Source organism: Bordetella sp. MIP270_01_BMS, assembly GCF_054958705.1.
The window spans coordinates 2012765-2031850 of record NZ_CM143297.1 but is presented as its reverse complement, the minus strand read 5'-3'; the positions used below and the strand labels follow the sequence as shown (position 1 = coordinate 2031850).

At 64.8% G+C, this 19086-nt stretch carries 16 protein-coding genes and 1 pseudogene; 5 read left to right on the top strand and 12 right to left on the bottom strand.

The window, feature by feature from the left end:
* Positions 1-3: 3 nt before the first annotated feature.
* Together ACV17W_RS09505 and ACV17W_RS09500 are read right to left on the bottom strand one after the other, a co-directional pair.
* Entirely contained in the window at positions 4-2301 is a 2298-nt protein-coding gene (locus tag ACV17W_RS09505; RefSeq protein ID WP_462596175.1) for a xanthine dehydrogenase family protein molybdopterin-binding subunit, read from the bottom strand.
* 16 nt (positions 2302-2317) lie between these two features.
* Positions 2318-3292, bottom strand: a complete 975-nt coding sequence (locus tag ACV17W_RS09500; protein WP_462596174.1) for a Bug family tripartite tricarboxylate transporter substrate binding protein — start codon at positions 3290-3292, stop codon at positions 2318-2320.
* Positions 3293-3433: 141 nt separating this feature from the next.
* On the opposite strand from ACV17W_RS09500, the gene ACV17W_RS09495 reads away from it, so the two are divergent.
* The gene (locus ACV17W_RS09495) at positions 3434-4186 is read left to right on the top strand and encodes an IclR family transcriptional regulator (RefSeq protein ID WP_462596173.1); all 753 of its coding nucleotides are present in this window, start codon (positions 3434-3436) and stop codon (positions 4184-4186) included.
* 21 nt (positions 4187-4207) lie between these two features.
* On the opposite strand, the gene ACV17W_RS09490 is transcribed toward ACV17W_RS09495, so the two are convergent.
* The 9 genes and pseudogenes from ACV17W_RS09490 to ACV17W_RS09450 all read right to left on the bottom strand — a co-directional run bounded on the left by ACV17W_RS09490 (position 4208) and on the right by ACV17W_RS09450 (position 13878).
* On the bottom strand, positions 4208-5251 hold the full coding sequence (locus ACV17W_RS09490; RefSeq protein ID WP_462596172.1) for a M29 family metallopeptidase: 1044 nt from the start codon (positions 5249-5251) through the stop codon (positions 4208-4210).
* Positions 5248-6075 (bottom strand): alpha/beta fold hydrolase, encoded by an 828-nt coding sequence (locus ACV17W_RS09485; RefSeq protein ID WP_462596171.1) that lies wholly within the window; start codon positions 6073-6075, stop codon positions 5248-5250. The genes ACV17W_RS09490 and ACV17W_RS09485 overlap by 4 nt, the downstream gene beginning before the upstream one ends.
* 129 nt (positions 6076-6204) lie before the next feature.
* A pseudogene (locus ACV17W_RS09480) lies at positions 6205-7564 on the bottom strand (amidase).
* A 44-nt stretch (positions 7565-7608) separates the two neighbouring features.
* The gene (locus tag ACV17W_RS09475) at positions 7609-7818 is read right to left on the bottom strand and encodes a hypothetical protein (RefSeq protein ID WP_462596170.1); all 210 of its coding nucleotides are present in this window, start codon (positions 7816-7818) and stop codon (positions 7609-7611) included.
* A gap of 85 nt (positions 7819-7903) precedes the next feature.
* Positions 7904-8860 (bottom strand): Bug family tripartite tricarboxylate transporter substrate binding protein, encoded by a 957-nt coding sequence (locus ACV17W_RS09470; RefSeq protein WP_462596510.1) that lies wholly within the window; start codon positions 8858-8860, stop codon positions 7904-7906.
* A 105-nt stretch (positions 8861-8965) separates the two neighbouring features.
* Complete coding sequence (locus ACV17W_RS09465) at positions 8966-10255, bottom strand: hydantoinase/carbamoylase family amidase (protein ID WP_462596169.1); 1290 nt, start codon at positions 10253-10255, stop codon at positions 8966-8968.
* Positions 10252-11571 (bottom strand): aspartate aminotransferase family protein, encoded by a 1320-nt coding sequence (locus ACV17W_RS09460; RefSeq protein ID WP_462596168.1) that lies wholly within the window; start codon positions 11569-11571, stop codon positions 10252-10254. The genes ACV17W_RS09465 and ACV17W_RS09460 overlap by 4 nt, the downstream gene beginning before the upstream one ends.
* 53 nt (positions 11572-11624) lie before the next feature.
* Positions 11625-12338: a N,N-dimethylformamidase beta subunit family domain-containing protein gene (locus tag ACV17W_RS09455; protein WP_462596167.1), complete on the bottom strand. Its 714-nt coding sequence runs from the start codon at positions 12336-12338 to the stop codon at positions 11625-11627.
* A gap of 4 nt (positions 12339-12342) precedes the next feature.
* Positions 12343-13878: a N,N-dimethylformamidase beta subunit family domain-containing protein gene (locus ACV17W_RS09450; protein ID WP_462596166.1), complete on the bottom strand. Its 1536-nt coding sequence runs from the start codon at positions 13876-13878 to the stop codon at positions 12343-12345.
* Positions 13879-14004: 126 nt separating this feature from the next.
* Between ACV17W_RS09450 and ACV17W_RS09445 the strand changes: the two genes are divergently transcribed.
* Positions 14005-14868, top strand: a complete 864-nt coding sequence (locus tag ACV17W_RS09445; protein ID WP_462596165.1) for a MurR/RpiR family transcriptional regulator — start codon at positions 14005-14007, stop codon at positions 14866-14868.
* 451 nt (positions 14869-15319) lie between these two features.
* Positions 15320-16897, top strand: coding sequence for a TerC family protein (locus tag ACV17W_RS09440; RefSeq protein WP_462596164.1), 1578 nt, complete (start codon positions 15320-15322; stop codon positions 16895-16897).
* 122 nt (positions 16898-17019) lie between these two features.
* On the opposite strand, the gene ACV17W_RS09435 is transcribed toward ACV17W_RS09440, so the two are convergent.
* Complete coding sequence (locus ACV17W_RS09435; RefSeq protein WP_462596163.1) at positions 17020-17448, bottom strand: PaaI family thioesterase; 429 nt, start codon at positions 17446-17448, stop codon at positions 17020-17022.
* A 177-nt stretch (positions 17449-17625) separates the two neighbouring features.
* Here ACV17W_RS09435 and modA point away from each other — a divergent pair, with 177 nt between their 5' ends.
* The gene (gene modA, locus ACV17W_RS09430; protein WP_462596162.1) at positions 17626-18384 is read left to right on the top strand and encodes a molybdate ABC transporter substrate-binding protein; all 759 of its coding nucleotides are present in this window, start codon (positions 17626-17628) and stop codon (positions 18382-18384) included.
* Between the two features lie 23 nt (positions 18385-18407).
* A complete protein-coding gene (gene modB / locus ACV17W_RS09425) occupies positions 18408-19085 on the top strand; it encodes a molybdate ABC transporter permease subunit (protein WP_462596161.1) in 678 nt (225 codons plus the stop codon).
* The last annotated feature ends 1 nt before the right edge of the window (position 19086 follow it).

Below are 19086 nucleotides of genomic sequence, written 5' to 3'. Positions count from 1 at the left end.
GTGTTATCGGTTCGTTGAGTTTTTGTCGCGTAGCGCGCGCCAGACGCGCTCCGGCGTGAGTGGCAGCTGTTTCACCCGGATGCCCCATCCCTTGAACAGGGCGTTGGCGATTGCAGGTGCAGCGGGAAGAATCGCTCCTTCGCCGCCGCCGCGTGCGCCAAACGGGCCAGGGCCGTCGCCGCTTTCGATCAGCGCGGTGCCGACGTGGTGCGGAACTTCATCAATGGTGGGCACCTTGTAGTCGAACAGTGTGCCGTTGACGACTTGCCCGTCTTCATAGAGGTATTCTTCAGTCAGCGTATGCCCCAGCGCCATCACCATGGCGCCTTCGTCCTGGCCTTCGGCGGCCTTGGGGTTGATGACGCGACCCAGGTCTGCCGCGCCGCCCACGCGCAGCACCTGGATGGCGCCGGTGTCTTCGTCGAGACCGATTTCAAAGGCTCCCGCGCCGGTTTCCCAGAACAGCGGCTGCAGTTTGAACTGGCTGTTCTTGGTATTGGGGTTGACGCGGCCCACTCCCAGGAATTCGCCCGCGGCCATGCCGTTGAAGCGGCGCAGCAGTTCGATCAGTTCCAGCGAGCCGTCCGGGCCCGCCACCGCGTTCTCCACCAGTTGGTAATCGGCCGGCGAGCCGCCCAGCACTTGCGCGGCGGTGTCGCGCACCTGCTGCAGAATGTCTTCACAGGCCAGCTGCACAGCCAGGCCGATGATGACGGTAGACCGGCTGGCGCCGGTGCCCCAGTCGTACGGGGCCTGCAGTGTGTCGGGTTCCGCCACGGCGATCTTTGCGAGCGGCTGGTTCAGTACCTTGGCCGCGACGATGCGCAGCACGCCCCGGCTGCCTTGCCCGATTTCGACCGTATTGGCCGATACGCTGACCGAACCGTCGGCGCGCAAGCGCACGATGGCGCCGCCTATGGGCATGATGCCTGGGTCGGTGGCGCCAACGGCCACGCCCACCGCACGGCGCCCTTCGTGGCGCGGTTCGGGCAATTGTTCCAGCGTGTCGAGCGCGGCCCGCAACGAGCGGCGCATGTCGACGTCGATGGGCCGAAGGTCATGCTTGATGGTCTGGCCTTTCTCGGCCAGGTTGCGCATGCGCAGCTCGACCGGATCGATGCCGAGTGCGTCCGCAATGATGTCCATCTGGGATTCGGTGGCCCATACGGCCTGCGGACCGCCTATCGACCGGAATGCCGCGCCCGGCACGGTGTTGGTATATACGCCAATCGCTTCGAGCTTGAGGTTCGGAATGTGGTACGGGCCGATGGCGCGTATGGCAGCCTTGACGGCAATGGCCGGCCCCGTGTCGGCGTAGGCGCCGCCGTTCAACACGGCGCGTATCGACTTGGCCACGATCTGGCCCTGGGGATCGACCGCGGTTTTGAGTGTGATCTCGGCGTCGAGGCGGCGACAGGTAAGCATCGATTCGGCGATCGTCAGGCAGACCCGTACCGGCGCGCGGGCCTTCCAAGACAGAGCCGCCACCAGGGGGTCGATCTTGACTGATGCCTTGCCGCCGAAGCCGCCGCCCACATACGGCGAGTGCACGCGCACGCACGCCAGCGGTACGCCAAGGATTTCGGAGCACACTCGCTGGATGGCGGTGGGAGTCTGGCCGCCGCTCCAGATTTCCAGCGATTTGGGTGTCCAGTGCGCAATGCAGACGTGCGGTTCCATGGCGTAGTGAAAAACCATAGGGAAGGTGAAGGTATCTTCGAAGATCTTCACGTCGCCCTGGAATGCGCCGTCGACGTCCCCGCTTTCGTAGTTCCATTGCTGGAACTGGTTGGTGCCCGCGACTGGGGTGCAATGACCCCTGAAGTAATAGTCTTTCAGGACATCCATGTCGTCATGGACCAGCGCAGCGCCTTCGGCAAGCGCCTCTTGCGCCGTCGTTGCATAGGGCAGCGGCTCATACGTGACATGGATGGCATTGACCGCTGCTTCGGCAGTGGCCTCGTCTACCGCCGCCACGGCGGCGACAGGGTCGCCGACGTAACGGACTTTTTCCAGCGCAATGACAGGCCGGTCACGCAGCGAAAGACCCCAGCGGATTTCCGTGCCCGGCAGATCTTTGAGATCGTCGCCGGTGAGAATGGCTACCACTCCCGGCATGGCCAGCGCCGCGCTGGTATCGATGCTGACGATACGGGCGTGCGGCACTGTGCTGCGCAGGATCTTCCCGTGCAGCATGTTGGGCACCGTGATGTCGCTAGCATAGACCGCGGTGCCGGTGACCTTCTCCAGGTAATCGGCACGCGGTTCCTTGCTGAGTGAAAGAGGGGGCGTCGAGTGCATGACCAGGCCTGGTGCTTCAGTTTTCGAGCGAGATGTTCGAACGGGTGATCACGTCTTTCCACATGGCGGTTTCAGCAGCCTGGCGTTGGGCGACTTCCTCCGGCGTGCTGGACGTGGGTTCAACGCCCACGGCGCCCAGGCGGGCTTTGACGTCCTTCGAGGCCATGGTCTTGGCGACCTGCGGCACTACCTTGTCGATCACCTCTTTCGGCATGCCCTTCGGGCCGTAGAGCGCGAACCAGGTCACGGCTTCGAAGCCGGGCAGCACGGTCTCGGCCAGGGTGGGCACGTCGGGCATGGCTTCGGACCGCTTGGAGGTGGTAACGGCCAGCGCCTTCAGTTTTCCGGCCTTGATGTGCGACAGCACGGCGGGGCCCTGTTCGATGGCCATTACCACGCGGTCGGCTATCAGGTCGATGACCATGGGGCCGCTGCCCTTGTACTGCACGGGGAACACGTCGACGCCGGCGCGCTGCTTAAACAGTTCCATGAAAACGTGCTGCGACGTGCCTGCACCCGCCGAACCGTAGCCGAACTTGCCCGGGTTGGCCTTCAGGTACGCGATCAGTTCCTGGATGGAGTTCACCGGTAGCGTCGCGGGCACCACCACATACGACGGGTTGAAGCCGAGCAGCGACACCGGTTCGATCTTCTCGTAGACCTTGTTCATGCGATCGCTGAGCAGGGGCAGCACGGAGAACATCGACGACGCACCGATAAGCATGGTGTGGCCGTCGGGTTCGGCGCGCGAGGCGTAGTCGGCCCCGATGATGCCCGATGCGCCTGCGCGGTTTTCAACGACAACGGGTTGCCCCAGTGCTTCCAGGCCGGCCGCGACGGATCGGGCGTAGAGATCGGTTGCGCCACCCGGAGGGTAGGGGGCGACCAGGGTGATGGGCGTGCTCGGATAAGACTGGGCCTGAGCCCCGCCGACAACGCCCAGCCCGCAGACAAGCGCGGCGGCAAGGCTCTTCCATTTGACGTTCAGCATTTGTGTAACCCCTGTGTTTTATGAAAAAGGAAGGAAACCGTTGGGCAGCATGACTTCAGCTGCGTTCTGTTCGTAGGAACGCTATTCTGTAGAGCAGTACGCTACAATGTCAACTAGTAAAAGCACCAGACCGAGACAAAAATGTCGGAAGCACCGGATAGCGATACGAAATCGGGCGGGGGAGTGGCCGCGGTAGAGCGCGCTATCGCCGTCCTGAACGCGTTCCAGGCGGGCGACAGTTCGTTGTCCTTGAACGAGCTCGCGCGCAGGACGGGGATGTACAAAAGCACCATCCTGCGGCTGTTGTCGACGTTGGTTCAAGAGCACTGCATCGTGCGCCTGGACGACGGGACCTATCAGCTGGGCTCGATGCTGCTGCATTGGGGCGGTCTTTATCAGGCAGCCCTGCGCCTGGACGACCACGTGCCGCCGATCCTGCGCAGACTGGTGCAGGAAACCGAAGAGGGCGCGTCGTTTTTCACGCGCGAGGGCGGCCACCGGGTCTGCCTGTTCCGGGTCGATTCACCGCGCTCCATCCGCGACCACATCCGTACCGGCGATCTCGTGCCGCTCGACAAGGGCGCGGCGGGGCGCGTGCTGATTGCCTTTGACGCGGCCACGTCGCCCGAGGCGCAGCCACCGGTGCAGCCCTACATCATCACCATAGGCGAGCGCGAGCCCGACATCGCCGCGATAGCCGCGCCGGTGTTCGGGCCCCAGAAACGCCTGCGGGGCGCGTTGGCGCTTTCAGGTCCGGCGGCCCGCTTTTCCGCCGACCTGATACCCGCGATGTCCGCCAGCTTGCTGGCGGCCGCCGCCGACCTTACGCGCAGGCTGGGCGGCGATACGTCATTGTTCGAAGCCTGGGAGGCGGCGGGCCGGAACGCCGCCTAGAGCGACGCGGCCCCGCCTGCATCAGGCGTGGCGTTCGACGCGCATGGCGGGGTGGATCACTTCTCCGTTCTGCAGTATCTGCGTGCCGTCCAGCCATAGATTGCACAGGCGCATGGGCAGGTCCAGGTGGCAGGCCGTATCGTTGTCGCCGCCCACTTCCAGGTTGGGCCCGAGCGAGAACAGCACGTTGCCGTAGAACGACAGCGCATTCATGACATGTTCGGACTGCAACTGGCGCGTCACGGCGAACTGATACCAGCGCGCTTTTTCATTGAGCCCCCAGCCAATGTGCGAGATCGCGTAGGCACGGTCATCGTTGAAGCTCTTGATGTAGCTGTCGATCAGGGCCGCATCGACACCAGCCCCGGAGATATCGACAACGTAGCCATCTTTGATCTTCAGGGTGACGGGGGATTCCACGTAGCGCTTGAACGCGCACAGAATGTCGCCGGGCTGCAGCACCACGGTGCCGTTCACTCCGCCGTCGTTGCCCTGGGTAAAAGCAAAGCCTGATGGGAAGTGATCCCAGCGACCGGGCTCATACGTGTATCCATACTCGGAGATCACCGGATACTGGCCCAGCTGATACGTGACATCGGTTCCGGCGTCGGACGTGAACCGCAGTTCCCGGGCCTGTTCGAGCATCCCCTTGGCGTGCTCGACGCGCCGCCGCAGGTCTTCGGTGGGAAACATCTGCTTCAGTACATGGAACGGTTCCATCACTCGCAGGATGCGCACGCCGGCCGCCTGGATTTCAGCTTGCTCGCGCGAAAACAACAGGCCCACCATGTCGATGACCAGGTGCGCGGATTTCAGCGTGCGCATGGCCAGCTCATTGCCCACCAGCGGATGCCTGCCCTGCACGCCTACGGCATTCTTCTGTCCGCGCCGTACGTTCAGGTTGAACGTCGTGGCGCCCAGGCTCTGGGCGGCAGCCATGAATGCGTTCGCGTTCTCTTGCCATTCGTCGTCGGCCGTCAGCACGACGACAGTCTCGTCCGGGGTGACCCGGCAGAGTTTCAGTTCTTCTATGAACAGGTCCAGTACTTCGGCGTCGGTTTTCAATTGCGGTGCCTCTCGATGTCCTGCGGTGGGGCGGTGAGAATTCCGTCCAGCGCCTGTATGAATACGTCGAAACTCTCTGCCTGCATCTGGTGGCCGACATCCGGCAGGCGCGTCACTGCCATGTCCGGCCGCGACTGCCGCATTTCAACCAGGTCTGCATCGGACACCACATCGCCCTTGCCCGCGCAGAGCAACGCTATGGGTTCGGTCGTGCGTGCCAGGTCGGCAAACATGTCCCGCTCGTGGAAATCGTCGTACGTAACGTGCACGGCGCGTTCGTCGCACGTGCTGAGCCATTGGGCGCGCAGCTGCTGAAGGGGTTCTGGCCACGGCGCGGCACTGCTTTGCCGAATGGCTTCGAGCGCTTCGCCGCGATGCGCGGCACGCAGCAGACCCAGCGTTCGCGCCTTGGGTACGGGATAAGGCCTGCGGCCAGGGCCGCTGGTGGGCGGGTCGACCAGCACGATCGAGCCTATTTTCCCAGGCGCCAGCGCGGCCGCGCGCAGCGCGATCCGGCCGCCCATGGAATGACCGATGACGATGGGTGATGCCAGCCCGGCCTGCGCGATGAACGCGATGACGTCCTGCGCGCAGGCGTCTACCCCGTAATCGAGATGGGCGCCGGATTCGGACAGGCCCCGGCCGCGGACGTCGAGGATGTAGCAGTCATAGCGACCGGCGAGCCATTGCCCGACATGCTGCCACAGCGCCGCCGGACTGACGATTCCCGGCACGATCAGTACGCTGGGGCCGGGGCCAGGAAAATGCAGATAGTGCTGGCGTATGCCGTTCGCGCGCAGATGCGATCCGTATCCGGGTTTCACGCGGGCTCCTTGAAGCGGGCATTCATGAGGGGCGAATTGTTTCGTCTAACAGAATCGTATTCTATCAAGAAGAACGTGACGGTCAAGCCTGCATTACGGAAGAGTACAGGCGAGGGCGCCGGCGAGCGCCTAGAGCGGCGTCAGCATGCGGCGATAGGCATCGTGCCAGGGGTGCCGGGCCTCGAAGATGGCGGCGGCTTGATAAATCGACGCCTCTGCAAAGCGCCTGCCGATGATCTGCGCGGAAAGGGGCATGCCCGTCGTGCGCGAGAAACCGGTGGGCAGGACGAGCGCCGGATGTCCGCTCATGTTGAAAGGCATGCGCGCCTGGCGATGGTAGGTGGCCAGGAACCCAGCGTGGTCATCCACGCGTGGCGTGGCGTCGTATTCCGACGCGGTCACCAACAGATCGGCGGGTTCCAGCAGCGCGTCGATTTCGCGGACGTAGCGGTGCCTGAGTTGCTGCAGCCTGGCGTAGTCGGCAGCGGACAGCAGGGCGCCCTGCAGCAGGCGGGCCAGGCACCGGCTGCCATAGCGCCCCGGCGTCGACTTCAATAAATGCTCATGGGCGGCATAGGCTTCGACGCTGAGCAGCAGCCGCGAAAGGCGGTTGTAATGGTCCAGCGCATCGATCCGTACTTCGTGAACGCTTGCGCCGGCGTCTTTCAATACCGATACCAGGGTTTCGATGCCTGCGGCGTGTTCGGGATCGCACCCCGGGTTCTCGGTATAGACATTCCGAGCCACGGCAACCTTGACGCCCTGCAGGTGCGAGGAATATTCCAGGAAGTCGGGCCGGGGTTGCCCCAGCGTGGCGGGGTCATCCGGGTCGGGGCCTGCAATCGCCTGCAGCACCAGCGCGTTATCCCGCACCGTGCGGGTCATGGGGCCGACGTGATCCATGCTTGGCGCCAGCGGAATCACTCCCGCGCGGCTGACGCGCCCGTAGGTCGGTTTCATGCCCACCAGCCCGCAGCGGGCGGCGGGGTTGCGTATCGAGCCTGCCGTATCGGTGCCCAGCGAGGCGGGCAGCATGCAGGCCGCCACCGCCACCGCGCTGCCGCTGGACGACCCGGCCGTAATGTAATCGGCATTCCACGGGTTCACGGGCATGGCCCATGCGCTGTCCGAAGGGTGTCCGCCGCAGGCGAATTCATCGGTGGCGAGCTTTCCCAGTAGCACGGCGCCTTGCGCCTTCAGCCGCTTGACCACCCCGGCGTCGCGCGAGGCGATGTGTCCGTCGAGCAGGCGAGACTGCGCGGTGGTGCGGACCCCGGTAGTCGATGATGTCTTTCAGACCGTATGGAACGCCGTGCATCGGCCCTTTCCAATTGCCGGCGCGAATCTCCCGCCCGGCCTCCTCGGCCTGCTCAATGGCGAGGTCAGCCGTGAGCGACACGAAGGCATGCAGCTGCGGGTCGTGCGCCGAAATATGGCTCAGCAGCGCCTGGACGTAATCGGCAGGCGCAAGCGCTTGCGAGCGGATCATGCCGGCGGCGTCGGCAAGCGATAGTCCCGCCAGTGGGTGGCCTGTCATGACAGGGGCCAGCCGGGCTTCTGCGCGTCGTCCGCGGCCTGCAGCTCGGCGCCGAGCTCCGCCAGATGCGCGCGCGTAATGCGGGTGGCTTCGATGAGCTCTTTCGCGTGGTGTTGCGCCACCAGGTCCAGGCCCGATGCCCTGGCCTGCTGCAGGACCCATTCGGGCAGTTCATCTTCGGGCGGGCGCAACACGGAGGGGATCATGGTGTTCTCGATGGGGGACAGGCAAGGCGCAATGGAGCCGCCCGATGCCGGCCTTGCGAAGGGGGCGCCGGGCGGTAGGGGGAGCTCAGTCAGCGCTGCTGGCGCCGGACGCCTTCACGACCTTGCCCCAGGTATCGACCTCGGCCGCGAGGAATTCGCCGAACGCCTCGGGCGACATGGGGGCGGGCACCGCGCCCAGGCCTTCGAAGCGCTGGATGACCGAGGGCATGGCCAGCACTTCGCCAATGGCCGAATTCAGCGTGGCGATGACCTCGTCGGGCGTGCCCGCGGGGGCGACCAGCCCGAACCAGGCCGACACGTTGAAGTCAGGAAAGCCCGACTCTTTCATGGTGGGCACATCGGGGGCGCTCTTGGAGCGATCAGCCGTGGTGACGGCCAGCGCCCGCAACTTGCCGCTCTGCACGTGCGGCCATGCCGACGGCATGTTGTCGAAACTCAGTTGAACCTGGCCGCCTATCAGGTCTGTCATGGCCGGCGCGCTGCCCTTGTACGGCACGTGAAGCATATCGATGCCGGCTTGCAGCTTGAAGAGTTCGCCCGCCATATGCGTAGAGCCGCCGGTGCCCGCCGAAGCGAAGGCGAGTTTGCCCGGGTTTTTCTTGGCATAGGCCACCAGTTCCTGCACGTTGTTCACCGGCAACGACGGGTTCACGACGAGCAGGTTGGGCGATTGGATGAATCTCGCTACCGGCTTGAAGTCCTTGACGACGTGGAAATCCAGGTTCTTGTACAGCGTCTGGTTGATGGCCAGCGTGACCGGGATGACGAACAGGGTGTAGCCATCGGCTGGCGCCTTGGCCACGTAAGAGGCCGCGAGGTTGCTGCCGGCGCCAGGCTTGTTCTCGACCACGAATGAACGGTTCAGCTTATTGCTGAGTTCGCTGGCAACGATGCGCGCCGCGACGTCCGTGGTGCCGCCGGGCGCAAACCCGACCACGAGGTTGACCGGTTTTTCGGGGTAGGCCGCCAGCGCTGTGCCGGCACAGCCAAGGGCAACCAGGGCGGCGCCAACGCAGCGCATAATCAGGGAAGAGCGGAGTCGAGCAGAATGGAGCATGGTAGTTTTCCTGTTTGTTATTGCCACCGCGAGGAGTACTGCTGAATCGGTTCGAACAATCTGTACTGATCATTCCTGCAAGGCGCAAAGCGCCAGGCATTTGCAGGCTTCGATGAAGTCGGCGGTTTCCATCGACTCCTGCGTGTTGTGACTGCCGTGCTGGTTGCGCACCAGGATCATCGCAGACGGAATGCCCAGCTGCGCAAACATGGCCGCATCATGTCCCACGGTGGGCATGCGGTGGCTGGCCAGCCCAAGCGACTGCGCGGCGTGTTCGGCGCTGCGCATCAATGCATCGTCGAGCGCCACGGCGCGCGTGCCTACCTTCTGGCCGAAGTCGAACTTCACGCGGCACGCAGCCTCGATGGCGCGAGCCTGCGCCATGATGTCGTCGTAAAGGCGTTCCAGCACCTCGTTGCGCGTCGCGGCCAGCACGAAGCTGAACCCGACTTCGCCGGGCACCTTGGTCATGGCATGTTCTTTGGGGTTGGTGCAGAAGATGCCGAAATTGGCGATCACATCGTCGTTGCCGCCCTGGTCGATCAAGTCGCGCCACCGTTCGTCGGCGTGCACCACCAGCCTGGAAGTGGCGGTGACCGCGTCGCCGCGCAGATGTCGCGGACTTGCCGAAGAATGGCTGTAGGCGCCCAGGCACTTCGCGTAGGGGTGGCGGATATTTCCTCGTACCGCGGTTGCGATGCCGATGGGCACCCCCATGGCTTCGAGCACCGGCCCCTGTTCGATATGCAGTTCCAGATAGGCGTGAACCTGGCGGGGGTGCAGCTTGCGGGCCTGTATGGTCCGATCGTCGGCGGCCGCGCCGATATCGTGCAGGTGGTCGGCCAGTGAGCGCCCGTTGTGGACATGAACCATGCTTTGCAGGGCGTCATTGGCAAGCAGGCCCAGCGCGAGCTTGCTGCCCAGGTAGGCGGTGCCGAACCAGGGGCTTTCTTCGCCCCGGAAGCCATAGGTGCGCAGTCCACGCGGCGGGGTGACGCCGGCGCGACGGCAGGCCGCCTGCACCACCACGCCGGCGACGACGCCTGCCAGGCCATCGAAATTGCCGCCCAGCGGCACAGAATCAAGATGGGACCCCATGACCACCAGCCGCTCGTTGTCGTGGCCCGGCAGGTCGTAGCGGAAGTTGCCTACGTGGTCGGTGCCGGCTTCCAGCTGCTCCGACCTTGCGAAGTCGGCCAGCAGCCTGCCGGCTTCGGTTTCCTGGGCTCCGTACGCCGAGCGGGTAATGCCATCTCCATCGCGCGAGGCGTTGGCGATGGAGGCGAACAACTGGTCGACCGCGCCTGCCATGCGGTCGATTTCTTCCATCAGCCGGGGCGCCGGCATCGGGCCAGTCATGGCGCACTCCCGGCCTGGACCAGGGCGCGGTCGACGGCGTCCAGGATCTGGGCCACGTCGTCATCGTTCATGGGACTGGACAGCGCCATCAGGCCATAGCCCGACGCGAGTACGCCGTTGGCCAGCAAGGCATCGTTGAATCGCTGCAGCCTGGCTGATTCGGCAGGGCCGGGGTAGACGCTGCGATAGTTGGTGGGTTCACCATCGGTGAAATGCACCTTCACGAGCGAGCCCATGCCCACCGCCTGGCCGGGCAGACCCAGCCGGCGCAATGACTGGTTGATGCCCGCCCTGACTTGGTCGCCGATTTCGTCCAGATGCCGGAAGCAGGCGTGATCGAGCTTTTCCAGGGCAGCCAGGCCCGCATGCATGGTGATAGGGTTGGCGGTGAAGGTGCCGCCGTGAGGCAGTGCCGGCTTGCCGCGCGTGGGGTCGAACACCGCCATGACCTCGCGCCGGCCCGCCACGGCGCCGACCGGAAAGCCGCCGCCGATGATCTTGCCCAGTGTCGTCAGGTCGGGCTGGATTCCGAAGACGGATTGGGCGCCGCCGTAGGCCAGGCGGAAAGAGATCACTTCGTCCAGGATCACCAGCGCGCCCGCCTTGCGCGCGCCTTCGGTCAAGGCCTCGAGATATGCCGGCGTCGCGGGAATCAGCCCCACCCGATTGGGCAGCGGATCCAGCAGAATGGCGGCCAGTTCGTCGGCATGTTCAGCGATCAGCGCGGCGGCCTTCGCGGGATCATTGAATGGCAGGATCACCACGTCGCTCAGCACCGTGGCGGGCGTGCCATGCGCATACGGTACCGATGCAGGCGTTTCTGCGCCCCACTGTTCGGGCGTGGAATCCAGGCTTATCTCGGCGTAGTCGTAGCTGCCGTGATATGCGCCTTCAACCTTGGCGATCTTGGGCCGGCCCGTGTACGCGCGAGCGGCCTTGATGGCCATCATTACCGCCTCGGTACCCGAATTCGTGAAGCGCACCTGGTCGGCCCCTTCGATCCGTCGCGTCAGTTCCGCAGCCAGCAGCACCTCGGACTCGGTGGGCATGCCAAAGCACGTGCCGCGGCCCAGTTGCCGGGTCACGGCCTGAGTAATGTGCGGATGCGCATGGCCGTGAATCATGGCCGTGAAGTTGTTGATGCAATCGATGCGCTTGTTGCCGTCTTCGTCCCAGATGTAGCAACCCAGGCCCTTCGACGCGTACAGGGGGTAGGGCTTCTGGAATACCGTCGTGCGCGTGTTCCCGCCCGGCAGCACCTGCCTGGCCTGCTGGTAAAGCGCGTGGGATCGGGGGTAGGTGGATTCATCGAACATAGGGGCTGGTTCCGTGTCGTGGCGTGTGTCGGGATACGCGTGGGCTGGCCGGCTCAGGACGCCCGAAGCCGAAAGGCGGGGTCTGACCGGGCGGGCGTCGCACAAAGATGATCCACCGCGTTCTTCAACAGAGTGGAAATGCTGTTGTCGTAATTGTTCCAAGGCAGGCTGCCGCAGAACGTGATCGAGCCCACCGAGAACACGGCGCCGCCGCGCGCGTTCTCGTAATAGACGATCTCGGCCCGCACCAGGGCGGCGGCCTTGTCGCCTTGTTTATAGGCGGGCGGCGCAATCAGCTCTTCGAGTGTTGCGCCGAAAGTCGACGAATGCCCTTCCGAACGGCAGAGTATGGTGGTGTTGGCCGGCGTACCCAGCAGCGGCTCGGCCCGATCCAGTTCGAAACCGGCCGCGCCCCCGCCGGAAAAGCCGAAATCGCCCAGAATCTCCTCGGACTCGACTCCCTTGAAGAGCCAGGCGAATTGCGGGTCATAGGACGCCGGCAGGCGCCGGTAGTAAGACCCCTCGAACTTGCCTTGCGCGCAGAAACCGATGCCCACCAGGGCCTGTGGGGCTCTTCCCTGGTTGCGCCACAGCCCGCCGTAACAGCCGTCGAGCGCGTGGTAGTACTCGCCCGGTGGCGCCACCCAGGAACGCACGCCGTTTTCAGCGCGGCGCACTTCGAGCATTCCCGGAACTTTGTCGCTACGCGCAATGCGCCAATAGAACCCGTTGCCCCCCAGGTAGATGAGCCGTCCGCCATGCGCCACATAATCACGATGCGTTCAGGGTGGCCAGGGTCTGGTATTCGGGATGCGAGCCCGTGAGCACGACGGCATACGGTTCGAGCGCGGCAAGGCCGGCGTGTTCGATATAGTCGTCCGTGATCACGTCGTAGTCGATGCCCTTCGCGTCCATCCAGGACAACAGATGCATGTCGGCCGAGAAATGACGTATGCCCGAACCCCTTTGATCGACGTAGGCGAGCGCGCCGGGACGCATGGTCAGTATCGGCCGTTTCGCGGAAGAAAATGCGACGCCGCTGCCATCGGCATGATGGTCATAGCATGAAAGGCCGAACTGCTTGTTCTCGGCCGGATGGTGCGGGTAGGCGTTCCATTGCGCGACTCGCGCGCGGAAGGCGTCGTCATGATTGTGGCGATCGTAGTTGGCGTAGATCTGATAGGTGTACGTGGACATCACCACCGCGACGCGCGGGGCCGGGGCAGCGGGGTCGCGCCGGATGAAAACCGGTATCACGTCTTCCGCGCCGCCGCCCGTGCCGGGGTGTTCGCGCAGCCGGATTCCATAGACGCCGCTCGCCAGGCCGGCCGGAACTTCCATCACGAAGTCGTCCTGCCATGCGCAATCGTAAAGATCATCGGCATGGAAATGCACGGCCGCGTATTCGTCGGGCGCATCTTTCCAGCGCATGGCGTGGCCCGTCCAGGACGGGCCCCTGACGCCGCGCGTGGGCAGGTTGCGCATGACGCCATGCCAGCCATAGGGCCCGCGGTCGGTGATGGCAAGCGAGTCGATGTCCAGGCTGAAGTCCCACCATGCGAGCAGCGCCGGGCGCGCGATTGCGGCAGGGTCCAGCAATTTTGCGGCATCATGGATGCCCGCGAGAAAGCAAGGGTGCTCGAGCCGGCCATTGAAGTGGGCGGCATACTGCCCGGGCAGGGCGCCCGGCGTGGCAGCCAGCACCACATCGCTCAGGTGGGTGATCGGTTCGGCCAATTGAATTTCGGCCGTGGCCGCGGCGGCGAGCCCGCTGTCCGCGAGTGCCGCTCGCGCCGTGCCCGCCGTGCACGCCTGATCGAGCGGCAACTGCATGATGCGCATCGTGGTGCCGTCTGCCACCAGCCGCAGCTCGTACCATTGGCGTTCGATCATCCCGGCCTGCACCCGGCAGCGAGCACCGCCGACGCGTAGTTCGCAGCCGTGGCGCGACACCAGCAATTCCAGCTGCAGGTCCTTGCCAAAACTGAGAACTGCCTGCCCTTCGTCCAGCAGCCAGGGCTGCACGCGCACGCTCGCGGTCCAGGCGTGGCCCAGGGTCAGTGTGCGGCCGTCGATGACGCCGCAGGATCCCGAATGGACAGCCTGGGCCCGCGAAGGGTATTGGCCGGCGAAGTCGCATGGAATCGGCTCCAGGCGCATACCCGGGCCCGCCGGGTTCGGATCGGCGCTGCGTATGCGCACCAGGTCGGCATGGTATGGGGCGGCCAGGCTGCTGGACACTTTCACGTGAATCTTTTCGCCCGGCGCTGCCGAGAACCTGTCCGTGTATCCGACGAGCGGAATCATTCCCTGTGTTCCTTGCAGTGATTGGTTATTGCTCAAGCGGAATCCTAGATGATTGACTCCAACTTCAAAATTTTTGGAGTAAATTCTCCATTTCTAAATCACGATGCCGGGCGGAGGACCCATGCCATGACATCCGGACTCTCACCGCTGGACCGCCTGGTGCGCGAACGCTATGACGATTTGTCGCGTGTTCTGCGGCGCACCGCCACCTGGGTGCTGCAGAACCCCGCGCAGGTGGCCACGCGCACGCTTGAAGAGCTGAGCGAGTTGTCGGGATGCTCTGGTACATCGTTCATCCGGCTGGCCCAGGAACTGGGCTTCGATGGCTGGCGCGCGTTTCGCCATGGCTTTGCCCAGCAACTGCGCGACGGCCACGGCCAGGGCATGTTTGCCGAACGCCTGGCGGCCCAGAGTTCACCCATCACGCGCGACAACATGCTGCGCGCCGAGGTGCGCAACTTGCAAAGCTGCTTCACTGCCGACAACGCCGAGGCGGTCGACGAAGCCGTTGCTCGCATGGTCCGTGCCCGCACCATCGCTCTGATTGGCCGCCGTTCGTGCACCCCGGTGATCACCTGGCTGCACTATCTGCTGCGCATCACTTTCCCGCACGTGGTGCTGGCCGATGACCGTGGCGGCGCGTTCGGGCTGGACTTGTTCACGGTGGGGGAGTCCGATGTCGTGATCGCGGCGTCGTTCGTGCCCTGCAGCCAGGACACCGTGTCGGCGACGCGCCGCGCCCGCGAGGCCGGGGCCTGGACATTGGGCATCGTCGACGTACCCCTTAACGCCCTGGCCCGGTCGACCGACCGCAACATCATCGTTCGCAAAGAGTGCGATGCATTCTTCGATTCGATGGTCGGTGCAATGGTCGTGGTGCAGTGGCTTGCGTCCGCGGCGGCCACGCTGCGCGGACCCGAAGCCCTGCAGCTGGCCAAGGCCCATCGCCGCATGATGGTGGAGACCGGTGCGTTCGTCGCCGAAGAATGAGGCGTGATGCGGGGATCTTCCTGTACACGAGCGCTTTTCGTAGGGGCTCGAGTCGGGTTGGCCCGCGGGCCTTGCGCTGTCGCGTCGGGTCGAATAGCGATAATATTCAGCCTTTAGTCAGCTTGGGATGCTTCGGCGGCGACGTCACCGTCCGCCGATGATTCGTCCCTTTTTATGTCAACAGAACCTCCAAGTACCATCGCGCCGCGCATCCTGCATTCGCGGCGCCTCCTCCGAAGCGATCTCCTCCTGGGCCTGCCACGGGCGTGCCGGTGTTGCTGCGCGGCGCCCCGGCGGCCGCGCCGTGCGCACCGGCCTGCCGCGCAGCCGCTGGTTCCCTACTACGCCGGGCGCGCAATGCAGCGCAACAGCCCACTCGTTTCCACATCGTTTCTTCATGCTGGGCGCCGTTGCGCCGTCACGCCCAACTTTTCCAATTCTGGATCGCTAAATGATTTTTGACTGGATGGCCGACCCGACCGCGTGGCTGGGCCTGGCGACGCTGATCATTCTTGAAATTGTGCTGGGCATCGATAACCTGGTGTTCATTGCCATTCTGGCCGACAAACTGCCGCCAGAGCAGCGGAACCGCGCCCGCATCATTGGGCTGACCCTGGCCATGCTGATGCGCCTGGGCCTGCTGGCAAGCATTGCCTGGGTGGTGACGCTGACCGCGCCGTTGTTCACGGTGTTCGGGCTCGAAATCTCCGGGCGCGACTTGATTCTCATCTTCGGCGGCCTGTTCCTGCTGTTCAAGGGCACCATGGAACTGCACGAACGGGTCGAGGGCAGGGCGCACGGGGAGTCGCAGAAGGTGCAGCACGCCGTCTTCTGGCAGGTGATTCTGCAGATCGTCGTGCTCGATGCCGTGTTTTCGCTGGATTCCGTCATTACGGCGGTGGGTATGGTGCAGGAACTGAGCATCATGATGATTGCGGTGGTCTTCGCCATGGCAGTCATGATGCTGGCCAGCCGCCCCCTGATGGCCTTTGTCGGCCGCCATCCGACCGTGGTCATCCTGTGCCTGGGCCTGTTGCTGATGATCGGCTTCAGCCTGGTGGCCGAAGGACTGGGCTTTCATGTGCCCAAGGGCTATCTGTACGCGGCCATCGGTTTCTCTATCGTGGTCGAGGCGTGCAACCAGCTCGCGCGACGCAATCGCAGCCGGCGCAGTCATGGCCTCAGTGGGCGCCAGCGCACGGCGCAGGCGGTCTTGCGGCTCTTGAAAGGGGGCAAGGCTGGCGGCCATAGTCCGGTCGAGGATGTGGCGGCCCTGGTCGACGACGCCGGTGACGACGCGCTCGTGACGCCCGAAGAAAGCAGCCTTATCGAGCGGGTACTGGCCGTGGGAACGCGCGATGTCCGGTCGATCATGGTGCCGCGTGGCGAAATGATCTGGCTCGACTTCAAGGATACGACCGAAACCATCGTGCAGAAATTCTCGACCGGGCATGCACGCCTGCCGTTGTGCGATGGAGATGCGTCCAACGTGATCGGTGTGCTGCACTTCAAGGATGTGCTGCCGGCGTTGCGGCGGCCGGGCGCCATCGATCTGGTGGAATTGGCGCGCAACTCTCATTACGTCATTGAAACCACCCCGGTGTTCAAGGTGCTGGAGGTGTTGCGCCAGTCGCGCGAGCACATGCTTATCGTGGTTGACGAACATGGCAGCTGCGAAGGCCTGGTGACTCCGCTGGATGTGCTGACTGCGGTGGGCGGCGAGTTGCCTGAACACGCGAACGAGCGCCCGCAGGCGACGCCTCTGGGCGACGGCGCCTGGCTGCTGGAGGCCAGCATGTCGATTGACGAGGCGCGCCTCGTTCTGGCGGGGGCCGAGCTGGACGGCCCGCTGCCTGACGCTACGCTGGCGGGCGCACTGCTACGCGTCTGCGGGCACCTGCCCGCCGTGGGCGAGACCATCCGATGGGGCGACTGGGAATTCGAGGTCGTGTCGCGCGACGGTCTGCGCATAGGCCAGGTCCGCGCGCAACGGCAAGCCGGGTCCGACCTGGCGCCGTCGCTTTCGTAAGCGCCGGCGTACGAATCGGGGATGCACGCCCGGCGGGCCTGCGCCATGCGGTGTGCGCCGCGGCCGGGCCGTGCAATGCCGCTTGCGTCGCGATGATGGGCTGAGGCCCGGCGCGGGTCCGGTCAGCCGTCCGACGCCGGCGTTCGCGCCGACCTTACCGCGAACACGGCATTCGCCTTCAGCATGACCTTGCCTTCCGCTTGCAGCAGGCAGGTGGCATACAGCAGGCGGCGGCCTTGCTTGTCGATGTGGACGTGGGCCTCGAGCCAGTCGCCGGGCTTCACGGCGTTCAGGTATTCCACGGACATCTGCACGGTCACCACCGAAACCTGGGCCTGTTCGGCAATCGAGAAACCCAGCGCGCTGTCGGCCAGAGTGGCCAGAAATCCGCCATGCGCGATGTGGTGCATGTTGGTGTGGGCTTCGCCCACGCGCAGGGCCAGCACGGTGCTGCCGGTGCGGCGGTACAAAGTGCCCAGATTGGCCAGGTGCGCCATGAAAGGACTGCTGGGCGACCAGGGTTCAAAGCCGGCGGGTAGGGTGTGGTTCATAGAGGCGTTAGTGATTCAAGTGGCGGGCGGGGCGCACCCGCGGCAAGTGCACAGTATAAAAAGCCTTGCGCCGCGTGCTGAATCGGGAGGCCTTGCCGCGTTCCGGACGGTGGGCCCGTCAATCGTTATATAGTGCGCTTCTTGGCAACTGCTACGCCTGCGCATGGGGGCTTGTACATGGCCGTGATCCGTCTGCTTGTGAGTCTGGGCGCCGCAATGGCGGCGGCCGGGGCGGCCGCAGCCGAAGTGCAGGTCGCCGTCGCCGCCAACTTCACCGCGCCCATGCAGGCCATCGTCCGCGCCTTCGAGCAGGACACCGGACACAAGGCCGTGGCGGCCTATGGCGCCACCGGACAGTTCTACGCGCAGATCCGCCACGGCGCCCCCTTCGAGGTATTCCTGGCGGCAGACGACGCCCGGCCGGCCCGCCTCGAGGCCGAACAGCTGATCGTACCCGGGTCACGATTCACCTATGCGGTCGGGCGGCTGGCCCTGTGGTCGGCCGAACCCGGCTACGTCGACGACCAGGGGGCCGTGCTGAAACAAAACCGGTTCAGGCATCTGGCCATTGCCAATCCGAAGACCGCGCCATATGGCCTGGCCGCAATGCAGGTGCTGCAGGGCCTGGGCCTGGCCGACGCCGTCAAGGACAAGATCGTGGAAGGCCAGAGCATCGCGCAGACCCATCAGTTCGTGACCACCGGCAATGCCGAGCTGGGCTTTGTGGCCCTGTCCCAGGTGTATGACGACGGCAGGGCTACGTCCGGCTCGGTGTGGCGCGTGCCTGCCCGGTTGCACGATCCCATCAGGCAGGACGCGGTCATCCTGGCGCGCGGCAGCAACAACCCCGCCGCCCAGGCTTTCGCCGACTATCTGAAAGGCCCCCGGGCCGCGGCTATCATCGCTTCGTTCGGCTACGAGTCCGCCCCGCACTGATCCGCCTTCTTCGCGCGCTACGCATGCCACTGGATTCCTCCGACCTTGCCGCCATCTGGCTCACCTTGCAGCTTGCATCGTTGACGACGCTGCTGCTGCTCATCATCGGGACACCCATCGCCTGGTGGCTCGCGCGCACCCGGTCGCGCTGGAAAGGCCCCATCGGCGCGGTGGTTGCCCTGCCGCTGGTGCTGCCGCCCACGGTGCTGGGCTTCTACCTGCTGGTGTCGATGGGGCCGCAGGGGCCGGTGGGGCAGGTCACCCAGGCTCTGGGGCTGGGCGTGCTTCCGTTCACGTTCGCCGGGCTGGTGGTCGGGTCCGTGGTGTATTCGTTGCCGTTCGTGGTGCAACCGTTGCAGAATGCCTTCGAGGCCATCGGACGCCGGCCGCTTGAAGCGGCGGCCACGCTGCGTGCCAGTCCGCTCGATTGTTTTTTTTCTGTGGTGCTTCCGCTGGCGCGGCCCGGGTTCATCACCGCGGCCATTCTGGGTTTTGCGCACACCGTGGGCGAATTCGGGGTCGTGCTGATGATAGGCGGCAACATCGAAGGGCGCACCCGCGTGGTGTCGGTACAGATCTACGATCATGTCGAAGCGCTCGAATACGCGCAGGCGCACTGGCTTGCGGGCGGTATGGTGGCGTTCTCGTTCCTGGTGTTGCTGGTGCTGTATACCCGGCGCCGCGTGGCCACGCTATGGTAGG

What these genes read in the sequence shown, in the direction of transcription:
- ACV17W_RS09505 (WP_462596175.1), bottom strand. Translation starts at nt 2,301, where the DNA reads ATGCACTCGACGCCCCCTCTTTCACTCAGCAAGGAACCGCGTGCCGAT.
- ACV17W_RS09500 (WP_462596174.1), bottom strand. Translation starts at nt 3,292, where the DNA reads ATGCTGAACGTCAAATGGAAGAGCCTTGCCGCCGCGCTTGTCTGCGGG.
- ACV17W_RS09495 (WP_462596173.1), top strand. Translation starts at nt 3,434, where the DNA reads ATGTCGGAAGCACCGGATAGCGATACGAAATCGGGCGGGGGAGTGGCC.
- ACV17W_RS09475 (WP_462596170.1), bottom strand. Translation starts at nt 7,818, where the DNA reads ATGATCCCCTCCGTGTTGCGCCCGCCCGAAGATGAACTGCCCGAATGG.
- ACV17W_RS09470 (WP_462596510.1), bottom strand. Translation starts at nt 8,860, where the DNA reads ATGCGCTGCGTTGGCGCCGCCCTGGTTGCCCTTGGCTGTGCCGGCACA.
- ACV17W_RS09465 (WP_462596169.1), bottom strand. Translation starts at nt 10,255, where the DNA reads ATGACTGGCCCGATGCCGGCGCCCCGGCTGATGGAAGAAATCGACCGC.
- ACV17W_RS09460 (WP_462596168.1), bottom strand. Translation starts at nt 11,571, where the DNA reads ATGTTCGATGAATCCACCTACCCCCGATCCCACGCGCTTTACCAGCAG.
- ACV17W_RS09450 (WP_462596166.1), bottom strand. Translation starts at nt 13,878, where the DNA reads ATGATTCCGCTCGTCGGATACACGGACAGGTTCTCGGCAGCGCCGGGC.
- ACV17W_RS09445 (WP_462596165.1), top strand. Translation starts at nt 14,005, where the DNA reads ATGACATCCGGACTCTCACCGCTGGACCGCCTGGTGCGCGAACGCTAT.
- ACV17W_RS09440 (WP_462596164.1), top strand. Translation starts at nt 15,320, where the DNA reads ATGATTTTTGACTGGATGGCCGACCCGACCGCGTGGCTGGGCCTGGCG.
- ACV17W_RS09435 (WP_462596163.1), bottom strand. Translation starts at nt 17,448, where the DNA reads ATGAACCACACCCTACCCGCCGGCTTTGAACCCTGGTCGCCCAGCAGT.
- modA (WP_462596162.1), top strand. Translation starts at nt 17,626, where the DNA reads ATGGCCGTGATCCGTCTGCTTGTGAGTCTGGGCGCCGCAATGGCGGCG.
- modB (WP_462596161.1), top strand. Translation starts at nt 18,408, where the DNA reads ATGCCACTGGATTCCTCCGACCTTGCCGCCATCTGGCTCACCTTGCAG.